The sequence below is a fragment of the Rhodobacter capsulatus genome (genome assembly GCF_003254295.1).
GTDB lineage: Bacteria > Pseudomonadota > Alphaproteobacteria > Rhodobacterales > Rhodobacteraceae > Rhodobacter > Rhodobacter capsulatus.
This window is the reverse complement of the sequence record NZ_QKZO01000005.1, coordinates 235,872-251,575: the sequence shown is the minus strand read 5'-3', so window position 1 is coordinate 251,575 and position 15,704 is coordinate 235,872. Positions and strand designations below refer to the sequence as shown.

Here is a 15,704-nt window from a genome sequence, read left to right as displayed (position 1 = left end):
GCCGAACGGAGGCGAACATGGTCTATCTTGCGATTGATGGCGGCGGAAGCGGCTGCCGGGCGGTGCTTTGCGATGCCGAGGGGCGCGAGCTGGACCGGGCTGAGGGCGGGCCTGCAAATATCGCCACGGATTTCGCCGCGGCGCTGGAAAGCCTGCGCGGTCTGGCGCTGCGGCTGATCGGGGATCGGCCGCTTGATCAGGTGCGCGCGGTGCTGGGCGTGGCCGGGGCGAACCTCTCGGGCGCGGCGCCGCGGCTTGAAGCGGCGCTGCCGTTCCGGGCGAAGGTGGTGCAGGATGTGACCACCTCGCTGCGCGGCGCGCTGGGAACGGGCGACGGGATCATGGCGGCGATCGGCACCGGCTCGGTCTTTGCGCGGCAGCTGGGCGGGCAGGTCACCGCGATCGGCGGCTGGGGCTTCCGGCTGGGCGACGAGGCCTCGGGCGCCTGGATGGGGCGGCTGATGCTGAACCGGATCACCCGGATGCTCGATGGCTATGCGCCGCTCTCGCCGCTGGCGCGAGCGATCCTTGCGGATCTGGGCGGCGGGCCGGGGCTGGTCGCCTTCACGCTGCAAAAGACCCCGGCCGATCACGCGCTTCTGGTGCATCGCATGGCCGCCGCCTTTGACGATCCGCTGTCGCGTCATGTTCTGGCCGAGACCCGGGCCGAGCTGCGCGCGGCGATCGGGCTGTTGCAGACCGACCCGCCGCTGCCGGTGGTCTGGCTGGGCGGGCTCGGTCCGACGCTGGCGCTGACCGACTGGCCGCGGGCCGAGCCTTTGGGCACGGCGCTTGACGGCGCGATGGCGATGGCACGGGATCCGGCAACATGGGCCGCGTGATCCTGACCGGGGCGCGGCTGTTCGACGGGACCCGGTGTCACGACGGACAGGCGGTGGTGCTGGAGGGCGACCGGATCGCGGCGATCCTGCCCGTGCAGGAGACGCCCGAAGGCGCGCGGATCGACCTGGACGGCGGCCTGCTGGCGCCCGGGCTGATCGACCTGCAGGTGAATGGCGGCGGCGGGGTGATGCTCTCGGGCGACGACCCGCTGGCCGAGATCGCGACGATCTGCGCCGCCCATGCGGGCCTTGGCACGACCGGGCTTTTGCCCACGCTGATCACCACCTCGGCCCGGCAGACCCGCGCGGTTCTGGCCGCCGGGGTGGCGGCGGTGGGCCGGGTGCCGGGGTTCCTCGGCCTGCATCTCGAAGGGCCCCATCTCGACCCGAAGCGGCCCGGTTGCCACCCGGCGCAGCACATCCGCCCGATGACCGAGGACGACCTTCTGACGCTCTGCGAGGCCCGCGCCGGTCTGCCCGCGCTGCTGCTGACGGTTGCCCCCGCTGCGGTGACGCCCGCTCAGATCGCCCGGCTGACCGAGGCGGGGGTGGTGGTGGCGCTGGGTCATGCCGACTGCAGCATGGCCGAGGCGCAAGCGGCCCATGACGCGGGCGCCCGCGTCGTGACGCATCTCTTCAACGCGATGAGTCAGCTTGGTTCGCGCGAGCCGGGGCTTGTCGGCGCCGCCCTGTCGCTGCCCTTCGCCTGCGGCCTGATCGCCGACGGCCTGCATGTTTGCACCGACTCAGCCCGGCTGGCGTTGCGGCTGGCGGGCGCGCGGCTCTTTCTGGTCAGTGATGCGATGGCGGTTGCGGGCACCGATCTGACCGGCTTCGATCTGGCCGGGCAGCGCATCCATCGTGCCAACCGCAGCCTGAGGACGGAAAACGACACGCTCGCCGGGGCGGATCTGAGCCTGCCACAGGCGATCCGATTCTGCGTAAAGGTTCTGGGGCTGCCACCCGAACAGGCGCTGACCATGGCCACCGCGCGCCCGGCGGCGCTGATCGGATCTAACCGGGGACGCATCGCCCCCGGCCTGCCCGCCGATCTGGTGCATCTCACCGAGGATTGGCAGCTGACCCGGGTCTGGCAGGGCGGTCAGCTTCAGGCGAAATCGCCCACCGCATAGCCCTGAATGTAAAGCAGCGCCGAAAGATCGCCGTGGTTGATGCGGATCTCGCATTGCGCCGCGACCGAGGGCTTTGCGTGCAGCGCCACCCCCGCCCCGGCCAGCTGCAACATGCCCAGATCATTGGCGCCGTCGCCCACCGCCATCACCTCGGAATGGGCCAGTTTCAATCTTTCCGAAATTTCCAGAAAAGCTTGAACCTTGGCTTCGCGCCCCAGAATCGGCAGCACCGGAACCCCGGTCAGCTTTCCGTTTTCGATGCCCAGAACATTCGCCCGGTTCTCGTCAAAGCCAAGCGTTTCAGCAACATGGCCGGTGAAAGCGGTAAATCCGCCCGACACCAGCGCGCAGTAAGCCCCGTTCGCCTTCATCGTCCGCAAAAGGTCATGACCGCCCGGCATGAAGGTGATGCGTTCCGAAATCACCCGCCCGATCACGCTTTCCGGCAACCCGGTCAGCAGGCCCAGACGCTCGGTCAGCGCCCCTTCAAAGTCGAGTTCGCCATTCATCGCCCGCGCCGTGATCGCGCTCACCTGCGCCCCCACGCCCGCCACATCGGCCAGCTCGTCGATGCATTCCTGCTGGATCATCGTGCTGTCCATGTCGGCCAGCAGCATCTTTTTCTTCCGCCCCTCGGCCGGCTGCACCACAAGATCGAAACCGAGCTTTTGCAGATCGTCCCAGACCTGCCAGCGGTTCTCCGGCATCCTGTCGATCTGGAATTCGGCGGCAATGCCCGGGGCCAGCCAGCGGACCTCTCCGCCCCCCCAGGCGTTGCGCAGCGAGGTGACCGTGACCGCCTCCAGATTGGCGGCTTTCGGGTCGGCGAGAAGCGTGGCGATGAACATGGATCAGGGGTCCCGGGGCTGGAGGGATGTCGCTTTTGAAATCCGATGCGGCGCTTTAGCGTGATTTTCCATCTTGTGCCAGAGGGGCAAAGCCTGTAGCAGCGACGGTGGGACACCCTTCCCCAACGAAGGGCGTTTATCTGGAAGGATAGCGACATGACGAATACTGCCCCGGCCAACCGTCCGGCGAATGCACGTTTCTCTTCGGGCCCCTGCGCGAAGATCCCCGGTTTCTCCCTCGACATGCTTTCGGATGCACCGCTTGGCCGGTCGCACCGTGCCGCCATCGGCAAGAACAAGCTGAAAGAAGCCATCGACCTGACCCGCGAAATTCTGGGCGTTCCGGCGGATTACCGCATCGGCATCGTTCCCGCCTCGGACACCGGCGCCGTCGAGATGGCGCTCTGGTCGCTTTTGGGCTCCCGAAAGGTGACGATGTGCGCCTGGGAAAGCTTCGGTTCCGGCTGGGTCACCGATGTCGTCAAGCAGCTGAAACTTGACGCCGAGGTGAAGGAAGCCGGTTACGGCGACATCGTCGATTTCGCCACGGTCGATTTCAACACCGATGTCGTCTTCACCTGGAACGGCACCACCTCTGGTGTGCGCGTGCCGAACGGCGACAAGATCCCGGCCGACCGCGAAGGCCTGACCATCTGCGACGCCACCTCGGCGGCCTTCGCGATGGACCTGCCCTGGGACAAGCTCGATGTCACCACCTTCTCCTGGCAGAAGGTGCTGGGCGGCGAAGGCGGTCATGGCGTGCTGATCCTGTCGCCCCGGGCGGTGGAACGGCTGGAAAGCTACACCCCGGCCTGGCCGCTGCCGAAGATCTTCCGCCTGACCTCCAAGGGCAAGCTGATCGAGGGCATCTTTGTCGGCGAAACCATCAACACCCCCTCGATGCTTTGCGTCGAAGATTACCTGGTGGCGATGAAATGGGCGAAAACCATCGGCGGGCTGAAAGGCCTTGTCGACCGTGCCGCTGCCAATGCGAAAGTGGTCTGGGACTTCTGCGCCGCCAATCCGTGGATCGAGAATCTGGCGAACGATCCGGCGACGGCCTCGACCACCTCGGTCTGCCTGAAGTTCAACGACGCCCGCATCAAGGACGGCGCCGCCTTTGCCAAGGCCGTTGCCAAACGCCTTGAAAAAGAAGGCGTTGCGCTGGATATCGGCGCCTATCGCGATGCCCCGGCCGGTCTGCGGATCTGGTGCGGCTCGACGATCGAAAAAGCCGATGTCGAGGCCCTGATGCCCTGGCTTGCTTACGCTTTCGAGGCGGAAATCGCGGCGCAAGCCTGATTTCAGAAACGCGATGGGCGCAATCGGCGCCCATCCTTTCCCACATTTCCGAAATTTCAGGAGCCCATGAAATGGCCCCCAAGGTTCTGATCTCTGACGAACTCTCCGACGCCGCCGTGCAGATCTTCCGCGATCGCGGCATCGAGGTGGATTTCCAGCCCAAGCTCGGCAAGGACAAGGAAAAACTGGCCGAGATCATCGGCAATTATGATGGCCTTGCCATCCGCTCGGCCACCAAGGCCACTGCCGCCCTGCTGGAAAAGGCCACCCGCCTGAAGGTGATCGGCCGCGCCGGGATCGGCGTCGACAACGTCGACAAGGAAGCGGCGTCGAAAAAAGGCGTGATCGTGATGAACACGCCGTTCGGCAACATGATCACCACCGCCGAACATGCGATCGCGATGATGTTCGCCGTGGCGCGGCAGATCCCCGAGGCCTCGGCCTCGACCCATGCGGGCAAATGGGAAAAGTCGAAATTCATGGGCGTCGAGCTGACGGCGAAGACGCTGGGCGTGATCGGCGCGGGCAATATCGGCGGGATCGTCTGCGACCGCGCCAAGGGCCTGAAGATGAAGGTCATCGCCTATGATCCCTTCCTGTCGGAAGAAAAGGCCGAGAAGATGGGCGTCGACAAGGTCGAGCTGGAAGAGCTGCTCCGCCGCGCCGATTTCATCACGCTGCACGTGCCGCTGACCGACTCGACGCGCAACATCCTGTCGCGCGAAAACCTGGCGAAAACCAAGCCCGGCGTGCGGATCATCAACTGCGCCCGTGGCGGTCTGGTCGATGAAGAAGCGCTGGCCGACATGCTGAAATCGGGCCATGTCGCGGGCGCCGCCTTCGACGTGTTCTCGGTCGAACCGGCGGAAGCGAACCCGCTCTTCAACCTGCCGAACGTCGTCTGCACGCCGCATCTTGGCGCCTCGACCTCGGAAGCGCAGGAAAACGTCGCGCTGCAGGTGGCCGAGCAGATGGCGAATTATCTGCTGGATGGCGCGGTTGAAAACGCGCTGAACATGCCCTCGATGACCGCCGACGAAGCCCGCGTCATGGGCCCCTGGGTGAAGCTGGCCGAATATCTGGGCGCCTTCATCGGCCAGATGACCGACGAGCCGATCACCGCGATCAACGTCACCTATGACGGCACCGCCTCGACGATGAACCTGCGCGCGCTGGAATGCGCCGTGATCGCGGGCATCATGAGCCGCTCGAACCCGGACGTGAACATGGTCTCGGCCCCGGTGATCGCCAAGGAACGCGGGATCCAGCTGTCGACCACGACCCAGGACAAGTCGGGCGTGTTCGACGGTTACATCAAGATCACCGTCGTCACCGACAAGCGCGAGCGCTCGATCGCCGGCACCTGCTTCTCGGATGGCAAGCCGCGCTTCATCCAGATCAAGGGCATCAATGTCGATGCCGAAGTCGGCCGCCACATGCTCTACACGACCAACAAGGACCTGCCCGGCATCATCGGCAAGCTTGGCACGCTTCTGGGCGAACACAATGTCAACCTGGCGAACTTCACCCTGGGCCGCGCGGCCGCGGGCGGCGAGGCCATCGCCATCGCCTATCTCGACGAGGCGCTGGATGCCAAGGTTGTGTCCGAACTGGAAGCCACAGGCCTCTTCCAGCAGGTGAAACCGCTGGAATTCAACATCGCCTGATCCTAGGTTCACGGCGTTACCAGGCCCTCCGCGACCGCGGGGGGCCTTTTCGTTGGAGAGACCATGCAAAGCTATGCCATCGGCGACATCCACGGCCAATATGACCTGATGATGCGCGCCTTCGACCGGATCGAAACCGACCGCACCCGCGAGGGCGCCCCCGACAGCCCCGTGGTGGTTCTGGGCGATCTCGTCGACCGCGGCCCGAATTCGGCGGGGGTGATCACCCATCTGTTCGACCGGCAGGCGGCGGGCGACAACCTGATCGTGCTCAAGGGCAATCACGACCGGATGTTCTCGATTTTCCTCGATGATCCCTTCGGCCGCGATCCGCGGCTGCGCGCCGAATACACCTGGATGCATCCGCGGCTGGGCGGGCCCGAGACGCTGGCCTCCTATGGCATCCGCGAACCGGCGAACCGGCCCACGGCCCAGGTCCATGCCGAGGCACTGGCCGCCGTGCCGCCCGCGCATCGCGGCTGGCTGGCCGGGCTGCCGCTCTCCTTTCGCCGCGACGCGGCGATCTTCGTGCATGCGGGCATACGCCCCGGCGTGCCGCTTGCCGCGCAGACCGAGGATGACCTGCTCTGGATCCGCGCCCCGTTTCTGGAAGACCCCCGCGATCACGGCGCGCTGATCGTGCATGGGCATACGGCGCTTGATGTCCCCAGCCATTACGGCAACCGGCTCAATCTGGACAGCTCCGCCGGGTATGGCGGCCCCCTGTCCGCGGCGGTGATCGAGGGGCGGCAGGCCTGGCTGCTGACCGACCGGGGCCGGGTGCCGCTGGGCTGAGAACGTCGCATTAACCAAATCGGCGCATGATTCCCGAAACAGCACCCCGGGGGCCCCGATGCGGAGACGATCGACACCACGCCTGCGAACCCATTGGATCGTCACCCATCCCGACGGAGAGGGGGGGCGCACGGAACTGCGGCTGGTCTGGGCCTTCGGCTTCTGAGGGAATGACGTTCCGTCACGCAAGGCCAAAGCCCTGTTCCCCGCCCCGGTGCCGGAGGTAACCTTTCCGCATTGCAGCGGAGGGGAGCTCATGACCGGCATTGTCATTCTTTCGGGCGCAAGGACCGCCATCGGCGGCTTTGGCGGCAGCCTTGCGGGCCTTGCGCCCGTCGATCTGGCCACGATCGCCACGCGGGCGGCGCTGGAACGCGCGGGCGTCGCGCCCGAACAGATCAATCAGGTGGTGATGGGCCATATCCTGAACACCGAACCGCGCGACATGTATGTCAGCCGCGTCGCCGCGGTGCAGGCGGGCGTGCCGGTCGAAACGCCCGCGATGAACGTGAACCGGCTTTGCGGCTCGGGGGTGCAGGCGATCATCTCGGCGGCGCAGGCGCTGATGCTGGGCGAGGGCGATTTCGCGCTGGCGGGCGGCGTCGACGTGATGAGCCGCGCCCCCTACATCCTGCCCGCCGCGCGCTTTGGCCAGAAGATGGGCGATGCCAGCGTGATCGACATGATGCTGGGGGCGCTTTCCTGCCCCTTCGGCACCGGTCACATGGGGGTGACGGCGGAAAACGTCGCCATCGAATGCGGCGTCACGCGCGCGGATCAGGACGCCTTCGCGCTGCAAAGCCAGATCCGCGCCGCGGCGGCGATTGCGGCGGGGGCGTTCAAGGAGGAAATCGTGCCCGTCGAGATCGCCACGCGCAAGGGCACGGTGATCTTCGACACCGACGAACACCCCAAAGCGACGACGCTGGAGAAACTCGCCGCGCTGAAGCCCGCCTTCCTGAAGGGCGGCTCGGTGACGGCGGGCAATGCCTCGGGCATCAATGACGGCGCCGCGGCGCTGGTGATCGCCCGCGAAGACGCGGCGATGGCGACCGGGCTGAAACCCTTGGCCCGCATCCGCGGTTTTGCGGTGGCGGGCGTGCGCCCCGAGGTCATGGGCCTTGGTCCGATCCCGGCGGTGCGGGCGCTGTGCGAAAGGACCGGGCTCAAGGTCGGCGATTTCGACGTGATCGAAAGCAACGAGGCCTTTGCGGCGCAGGCGCTTGCTGTTTCACGTGCGCTTGACCTCGACCCGGCGCGGGTCAACCCGAACGGCGGCGCGATCGCGATGGGCCATCCGGTCGGTGCGACGGGGGCGATCCTGACGGTGAAGACGCTTTATCACCTGCACAGGACCGGCGGCCGTCTTGGCCTGATCACCATGTGCATCGGCGGCGGTCAGGGGATTGCGCTGGCGATCGAGCGCCTCTGACATCTGTCGCAAGGGCGTATTTGGACCAAGAAAAAGCAGCTGTTTTTTCTTGGCAAAAATACGCCCTTGTCACGGTTTCAGCACGATCTGGCGATGGTCGCTGCGCCCCTGCGCATCAAGCACCGTCAGCGACACGAAGCCCGGGCCGGTCAGGTCCAGCACCGTCTCGCGCGTGCGGCTGCCCACCAGCAGCGGCGCGCCATTCGCCAGCCAGGTGAAGGGCGGCGCGCCGCCGCGCAGCTTGACCGTCAACCCCTGCCCCGCCATCTCGATCTCGGCGCCCTCGGGCGGGAAGGTCACTTCCGGGGCGCCCGCGACCTGCGCCGAAAACGCGGCATCGCGCGGGCGGAAGCGCTGCAGCGGTTGCGGCAGCCGTGCATTGGGCAGGATCAGCGTCGCAGGCGGCGGCGGCGGCAGGGGGGCGCGGGTCGCGCCGATGCGGTCGAACAGCTCGAACAGCACCGGCGCCGCCAGCTCGCCGCCAAAGGCCCCGGGAACGGGTGTGCCATCGGCGCGGCCCATCCAGACGCCCGCGACATGGGCACCGTCAAACCCCAGCGCCAGCGCGTCGCGATGCCCGTAAGAGGTGCCGGTCTTGAAGGCGATCCGGTTCGGCGCCGCGCCGGGCGGCGGCGGGATGCGCGACAGGATGTCCACCACCTGCCAGGCCGCGACGGCCCCGAAAAGCTGGCCATCGCGCGGACCGGCCTTGCCCGCCTCGGCCGAAAGCCGCAAGGGGCGGCCCAGCCGCGCCAACGCCGCATAGCTCTGCACCAGATCCTGCAAGCTGATCCCCACCCCGCCCAGACTGACCGCCAGACCGGGCGGGGCGTCATTCGGCAGCAGCACCCTGGCCCCGGCCTTGCGCAGCGCGGAAAGCAGCCGCTCCGGCCCCAGGGCCTCGGTCAGGCTGACGACGGGAATGTTGAGCGACAGCGACAGGGCCTGCCGCACCGGCACGGTGCCGCGAAAGCTGCGGTCGAAATTCTGCGGCCGCCAGGGGCCGAAAGCCACCGGCCGATCCTCGATCAGGGTTTCGGGATGGGCCAGACCGTCGTCGAAGGCCAGCGCATAGACGAAGGGTTTCAGCGTCGATCCGGGCGAGCGCGACGCCTGCGTCAGATCGACGAAGCCCGCCCGTTTCGCATCGGTCCAGGCCGCGCCGCCGACCGAAGCGCGGATCTCTCCGGTGCGATGATCGGCCACCAGAAGCGCGACCGAGACCTGCCCGGCCTGCCCGGCCACCGCCCGGCCCGCCAGCGCCTCGGCCGCGCGTTGCAGCCCGGGCGTGATCGTCGTCTCGATCCGGGTGCCCCGCGGAACGGCGGCGGCAAGCCGTTCGGTCAGATGCGGGGCGAGCGCGGGAAAATCGCGCCGCCGGGTCGGGATCGGTTCGGCCTTGGCCGCCTGCGCCGCATCGGGCGTCAGAACGGCTTCGGCCGCGAGACGATCCAGCACCCGGTCCCGCGCCGCCTTGGCGGCTTTCGGAAACCGGTCCGGGCGGCGGGTTTCGGGCGATTGCGGCAGGGCGATCAGCAGCGCCGCCTCGGCCGGGGAAAGCCGCCGCGGTTCCTTGCCGAACCAGGCCAGCGACGCCGCCCGGACGCCTTCGACATTGCCGCCAAAGGGCGCCAGTCGCAGATAGAGATCAAGGATCTGGGCCTTGGTCAGATGCCGCTCCAGCGCCAGCGCCAGTCGCGCCTGCCGCAGCTTGCCATCCAGTCGGCCGGTCGTGCCTTCCTCCAAGAGCCGCGCCACCTGCATCGTCAGCGTCGAGGCGCCCGAGACCACCTGCCCGTTCCCGATCATCTGCGCCCCGGCCCGCAACACGGCAAGCGGATCGACGCCGGGATGGCGGTAAAACCGGCCGTCCTCATAGGCGACCAGCGCGGTCAGATAGGCCGGATCGACCGGGCCGGGCGCCAGCCGCCAGCGGCCGTCGGCGACCGGAAAGGCGCGCAGGATCGAGCCGTCACGGGCGAGAACCTCGGTGCCGACATCGACCGCCAAGGGCGGCAGCGGCGCGGTGGCAATCCAGCGATCCAGCCCGTCGCGCAGGCCCGCCCCGAGTAGCAGAAGAAGGGCGGCGGCAAAGACCCCCGCCGCCCGCAGGCGAGATGTCATTCCACCGTCACCACCCCGGTTTCGCCATGCGCCCGCATCTCGGGGCGATACATGTCTTCGACCGAGGCCGCCGGATGGACGAACGTCCCCGGGCTGACCGCGCGCACGACATAGGCCAGCCGGAACGGCTGATCGCTTTGCCAATCCAGCGCGGCGAGGAAGCGATCCTGCCGGAATTCAGTCGTCAGCGGGTTTTCCTCGACCGTAAGCCAGTCGAGCGCCGCCAGATCCCCGGCGCGGATCAGGTTCGGGTTGTCGATCTCGAAGCCCGCGGGCAGCGGATCGTTGACCATCAACCGCGCTTGCTGCGGACCAAGCGGCTTGATTTCCAGCACCGTCACCAACCGCGTGCCTTGGGCAACCTTCGTGGCATCGACCTCCTCGCCCTCCAGCGTGTAATAGCTGCGCGCAATCGCCCAGCCCTTGCCATCGGCCTTTTCGGCGACTTCAGGCACGCCCACCGTGGTCAGGGTCAGGGTCTGCGGGGTATCGCCGGTGTTCGCGATCGCCAGCGACCGTCCGGCGGTCTCGGCGTCGATCACCTTGACCAGCGGGCCGGTCACCGCCGCCCCATCCACCGTCAGACCCTCGGCCCCGGGCCGGTCGATCAGCGCATGGGCGGCGAGCAGCGTCCAGCTCGCCTCCTGCGTCGACAGGGGCGTGCTGCCCAGACGCGCGATCACCGATTGGCCGACCGTCTGGGCATTGACCGCGGTCGAGCCCGATTCCGACGCCAGCGCCAGCACCGCCGCGGCATCGCGCAGATGGGTGCCATAGTCATCGCGCCAGACCGGCTTTTCATCGCCCAAGGCCGAGACCGATTTCGCCGCCCGGGCAAACATCGCATCGGCCCGGGTCTGATCGCCATAAGAGGCCAGCGCCGCCCCCAGCTGCGCCATCGCCAGAGGCGTCGCGAAATCGTCGCCCTTCACATCGGCGAAATAGCGCAGATCGCCGATCGAGGCCGCGCCTTCCCGCGCCAGCACCATCAGCTGATAGGCCAGAACCCGACCGCCGCCATTGCTGCTGCGGTCGAAATCGGGCGCGTAATTCACCTGATTGCGCAGGTTGTCGAGCGCGTTGCGGAAGGCCATGTCGGGCACCGCATGCCCGGCCTTGCGGGCGCGGCTGAGGAAGTCGGTAACATAGGCATCGAGCCAGCCATCGCCCGACATCGGCCCCCAAAGCCCGAAAGCGCCCGAGGCATCCTGATTGGTCAGCACCTTGGAAATCGCCACCTCGATGCGCGCGTCGATATCCTTGGGCGTGCCCAGCTCCATCGCCTCGGCCACCGAGGAGAGATAGAGCAGCGGCAGCGCCGTCGAGGTGATCTGCTCGGTGCAGCCATAGGGATAGTGGTCGAGCGCCTGCAACAGCGCCGGGGTGTCAAAGCGGGCGATCGGCCCCGCCGCCAAGGTCGCGCGGGCGGAACCGGGCAGGAAGCCCGCGAAAACATTGGCGTCAAAGGTGAAGCTCTTGCCCGCCGCAAGGTCAAAGCGCGATTGCCGCGCCACCTCGGGGCTGTTGTCCTGCACCGGGATTTTCAGCACCTTTTCCAGCAGCTTGCCATCGGGCGTGGTCAGCGCCACCCGGATCTCCTGCACCCCTTCGGCTTTCGGCGCGGTCACCGGCACGGCGATTTCCGCCTTACCCAGATCGGCCAGATCGAGCCCCGAGGGACGATCCCCCAGCACCAGCCCGGCCGAGGTCACATCGAGCCCCATCCGCCCCGAAGGCCCGGTGGCATGGACGTTTTCCAGAAGCAGCCGCGAGCTGTCGCCGGGCGCGAGGAACCGCGGCACCGAAGCCGTCACCACCACCGGATCGCGCACCAGCACGTCCGAAGAGGCCTGCCCGACGCCGGTCTTCGACCAGACCACCGCCGAAAGCCGCACCGTGCCGTTGAAGGCGGGCATGTCGAAACTGGTGCGGATCACGCCATCCTCATCCGCCGTCAGCGCGCCCGAGAAATAGGCCACCAGCTCTTCCGTGGGCGGCGGCGCCTGCAGCGTCATGTCCCGCCCGGCATCGCCACCCGAGCGGATCACCCCCATCTCGCCGCTGCGGCCATCAATCAGCCGCCCGTAGACATCGCGCAGCCCGACGCCCAGCCGCCGCTGGCCAAAGTAATGCGCCGCAGGATCGGGCGCCTTGAACCCGGTCAGGTTCAGAATGCCCAGATCCACCGCTGCAATCGTCGCGTAAACGGTCTCGCCTTTCTTGATGCCCTCGACCTTCAGCGCCACCGGCAAAGCCGCGCGCGGATCGGAAGCGGCGGGCACGTCGAAGGCCGCCTTGAGCGCCCGTTCGCCCGGATCGACCGTGGCATAGGCCAGACCCATTGCCCGGTTCGGGGCCCGGTTCGGCGCCTCCTCGGCCAAGGGCCGCAGCACGGAGGCCGTCACATAGGCCCCCGCCCCCCATTCCTGCGTCACCGGCAGATCAATGCTGTTTTCACCAGCCTCGACCTCGACCGATTGCAGCGCCACCACCCGGTTCGACAGGACCGAGACCAGCGCCACCCCCCTTGCGGGCGCGACGATGCGCAGATGCGCCGTGTCGCCCAGCGCATAGGCGGGCTTGTCGAGCGCCAGCTGCAGCCGGTCCGGGCTGGCCAGCACATCGGCGGGCGCATACCAGCCCGCGTCAAAGGCCATGCTGGCGGCCACCGCGCCGCTCTCGTCCTCGACCACCAGTTCGTATTGGCCCCAATCGACCTTGGCCGCGATCTGCAGCGGCCCGGCCGCGGTCAGATCGCCCTTGCCCTCGGCCACGCGGGACCGCCGGGTGATCGGCTCCCAGTTCCAATAGCCATCGACCGCATACCACTGATAGGTGGTCTCGATCTTGTTCACCACCCAATGCAGCGCCATCGGCACCGGCTGCAGATCCGGCCCCAGGGTCGTGACCTCGAACCCGGCCTCTGCGCCTTCGGGCACGGCGCCCTCGGCGAATTGCGGCTTGATCCCCAGAACCGGCGCCGCGGGCATCACCAGACGCTTGATCTCGCGGCTGATCGGACGGCCCGAGCCTTCGCGGACTTCCACCGCAAAGGTCGCCTCCAGCGGCCGGTCGGCGGTCAGCGCCGCTTCGGGCAGGGCAACGGCGATCTCGGCCGCGCCGGTCTCGTCGGTCTCGCCCGCCTCCAGACTGTCGTAAAGCGTTTCGAACGGCGTGTCGTGACGGCCGAAGACATAGCCCGCAAAGCCCGGAACCTCCGCGGCGGTGCGCAGCGCGAAGCTGCCCTCGGTGCCCAGCCCGGCCCCCGGGGCGCCGAACAGATAGCGCGCCTCAACCCCGATCAGCGGCATGTCATCCCCGGCCAGAACGCCTTCGGGCAGGGTCAGGGTGGCGTCGATCCGTTCGGGCAGGAAATCTTCCACAAGGACCTTGGCCGAAGCCAGCGGCTCGCCCTTGGGATCGGCGAAGATATCCAGCCGCCAGGTGCCGCGCGGCGCCTGCGCCCCGATCGGCAGGGCGATCGTGTGCCCGCCTGCCCCCGCATCCTCGGTCAGGGCGCGGGAATATTCGACGCCATCGGGCCGCAGCAGAACGGCGGTCAGCGGCAGGCCATCAATCGCCTGCGTCGCGGAATCGCGCGCCAGAACCGTCGCATGAACCGTCTCGCCGGCGCGATAAGCGCCGCGGTCGGTGGTCAGGAAGACATCGATCGCAGGCGCGGGGGGCATCCCCTCGACGCCACGGTCGGACAGGTCGAATTCCGCATCGGTGAGCGACAGATAGGCCAGATCCTCGCCGCGGCTGACCGCGATCAGCGCCGGGGCGGCATTGTCCTTGCCCGCCGCCTGCGCGGGGGCGAAATGCACCACGCCTTCGGCATCGGTTGTGGCCGTCGCGATCACCGCATTGGCCTTCGACACCAGCTGCACCTCGGCGCCCTCGAAAGCGCCCGCATCCGAGAGCCCGCGCACCGCAACGGTCAGCCCGTCGGCGCCCGAATAGCTGGTCAGCCCCAGATCCGAGATCATGAACCACTGCGCCGCGGGAGGTTTCTCGTAGGGATCCGCCCCCGGCACCGTCGCTGTCAGCACATAGATGCCCGAGCCGAGCGGCCCGGTCACCTCCTGCACCGGCAGACGGGTGGTCATGTCGCGGTTGACCTCCATCTTCACCTCGGCGCTGCCGTGCCAGACTTCCTCGGCATATTGGTTGTTGAAATAATCGACCGACCAGCTGTCCATCGAGCGGGCAAAGTAATCCTCGCGCATCGCCGCCACCAGATTGCGGTCCGACACCCGCAGGATCTTCAGATCCAGCCCCTCGAGGTTCACCGTCTGCACCGGCACGCCACTGTCCGCCCCGCGCGGCAGGATATAGGACCGGCCGGGGAAGCTGACCGACGGCGCCCGGTCACGCACATAGGCGGTGATCGTGACATCCTTGCCCAGCGTCTCGCCCGTTGCGGCGGGCAGGCCCTTGCGGAAGGTCAGCGCATAGCGTTGCCCGTGTTTCACCCCGCCGACACAGATCTGGTTCGCCGCGGCCTCGACCGAAAGCCCGGTTTCGGGCAGTTGCACGAAGGGCGCGTAATCGACCCCGGTCTTCACCAGATCGGCGTTGAAATTGGCGCAGATCCGGGGACTTGCGCTATCGGCCTCGACGCTGTTGTCCTGAATGCGGAAGCCGTATTTGCCCTCGGCCTCGGTCAGCGCGGCGGCGATATCCTCGCGCGCCGACAGCGTCGCCGCCAGCCGCAGCGCCGAAAGCGCCTCGCGGTTGCGATCGGCCTTTTCCAGCGCCTGCGCCAGAACGAAGAGCGCCTCGGCCTGACCGGCGGGCCTGGCCGCGCGCAGATAGCCGTTCACCGCCGCCGAAACCGAGCGGCCGACCGCCTCGGAATCCTCCAGCCGCAGACCCAGCGCCGCATAATCCGTCCATTGATCGGCGGCATCGGAGAGCACGATCATCGCCCCTTCCAAGGCCTGCGCCCGCGCCCAGTTCGCCTGCGCCCGGGCCTGTTTCAGCCCCGTGGCCAGCTCCTCGGGGCTGGTGAAATTCGTCAGATGCAGCCGCCCCATCGCGGCCGCCAGCGCCGTCGCCTCGGCCAGACTGCCCTCGGCCAGAAAATCGAGATCGGCGGCCCGGGTTCCGGCCCGCGCCTCGGCGCCCTTGTTCGCCGCCACCACCACGCCCGAAAACGCGCCCTGATAGGGCGTCATCGCCGTCACCCCGGCTTTCGGGAAACAGGCATTGCTGCGGGCGTTGAAGGTCACCGCCTCGCAGGCCGAATCAGCAAGGCAGGCGGCCTCGCAGGCCTCGAGCGTGGTGTCGAAAATCTGCTTCAGATCCCGGCCCGCAAGGTCCATCCCCTCGGCGATCGACAGCCGTCGTTCGGGGACAAGCGGGACATCCTGCGCCATCGCAGGGCCGAAACTGCCAATCACTGCACAGAAGGAAAGAAAGACCGAGGACAGACGCATGGAAACCTCCGGGCTGAATGCCGGGATGCTCTCATGCGGCCGGGTTTCGTTCAACAGCGAAGCGGCAAGTTAAGGCTGTTAAGCAGATTTTCACCGAAGGCTGGGATGGTGCGGCAGGAT

Annotated in this window: 9 protein-coding genes; 6 read left to right on the top strand and 3 right to left on the bottom strand. The window is 67.7% G+C overall.

The features are described from left to right. The first annotated feature begins 17 nt into the window (after positions 1-17). A complete protein-coding gene (locus LY44_RS17920) occupies positions 18-842 on the top strand; it encodes a BadF/BadG/BcrA/BcrD ATPase family protein (protein ID WP_065118395.1) in 825 nt (274 codons plus the stop codon). Continuing rightward, positions 830-1,975, top strand: coding sequence for an N-acetylglucosamine-6-phosphate deacetylase (gene nagA, locus LY44_RS09385; RefSeq protein WP_055210133.1), 1,146 nt, complete (start codon positions 830-832; stop codon positions 1,973-1,975). The genes LY44_RS17920 and nagA overlap by 13 nt, the downstream gene beginning before the upstream one ends. Here nagA and serB read toward each other — a convergent pair. After that, positions 1,951-2,823 (bottom strand): phosphoserine phosphatase SerB, encoded by an 873-nt coding sequence (gene serB / locus LY44_RS09380; protein ID WP_055210135.1) that lies wholly within the window; start codon positions 2,821-2,823, stop codon positions 1,951-1,953. The two genes, nagA and serB, sit on opposite strands and share 25 nt — an antisense overlap. Before the next feature lie 156 nt (positions 2,824-2,979). Between serB and LY44_RS09375 the strand changes: the two genes are divergently transcribed. The 4 genes from LY44_RS09375 (at position 2,980) to LY44_RS09360 (ending at position 8,019) form a co-directional block, all read left to right on the top strand. Next, complete coding sequence (locus LY44_RS09375; RefSeq protein ID WP_055210137.1) at positions 2,980-4,125, top strand: phosphoserine transaminase; 1,146 nt, start codon at positions 2,980-2,982, stop codon at positions 4,123-4,125. Positions 4,126-4,196: 71 nt separating this feature from the next. Beyond that, a complete protein-coding gene (gene serA, locus LY44_RS09370) occupies positions 4,197-5,792 on the top strand; it encodes a phosphoglycerate dehydrogenase (protein ID WP_055210139.1) in 1,596 nt (531 codons plus the stop codon). A gap of 63 nt (positions 5,793-5,855) precedes the next feature. Continuing rightward, positions 5,856-6,587, top strand: a complete 732-nt coding sequence (locus tag LY44_RS09365) for a metallophosphoesterase family protein (protein WP_055210141.1) — start codon at positions 5,856-5,858, stop codon at positions 6,585-6,587. 256 nt (positions 6,588-6,843) lie between these two features. Further along, positions 6,844-8,019 carry an acetyl-CoA C-acyltransferase family protein gene (locus LY44_RS09360; protein WP_055210143.1) on the top strand — a complete coding sequence of 392 codons (1,176 nt, stop codon included), beginning with the start codon at positions 6,844-6,846 and terminating at the stop codon, positions 8,017-8,019. A gap of 69 nt (positions 8,020-8,088) precedes the next feature. Here LY44_RS09360 and pbpC read toward each other — a convergent pair whose 3' ends face one another. Continuing rightward, a complete protein-coding gene (pbpC, locus tag LY44_RS09355) occupies positions 8,089-10,143 on the bottom strand; it encodes a penicillin-binding protein 1C (protein ID WP_055210145.1) in 2,055 nt (684 codons plus the stop codon). After that, entirely contained in the window at positions 10,140-15,584 is a 5,445-nt protein-coding gene (locus LY44_RS09350) for an alpha-2-macroglobulin family protein (RefSeq protein WP_055210146.1), read from the bottom strand. Before LY44_RS09350 ends, pbpC begins: the two co-directional genes overlap by 4 nt. Positions 15,585-15,704 lie beyond the last annotated feature (120 nt).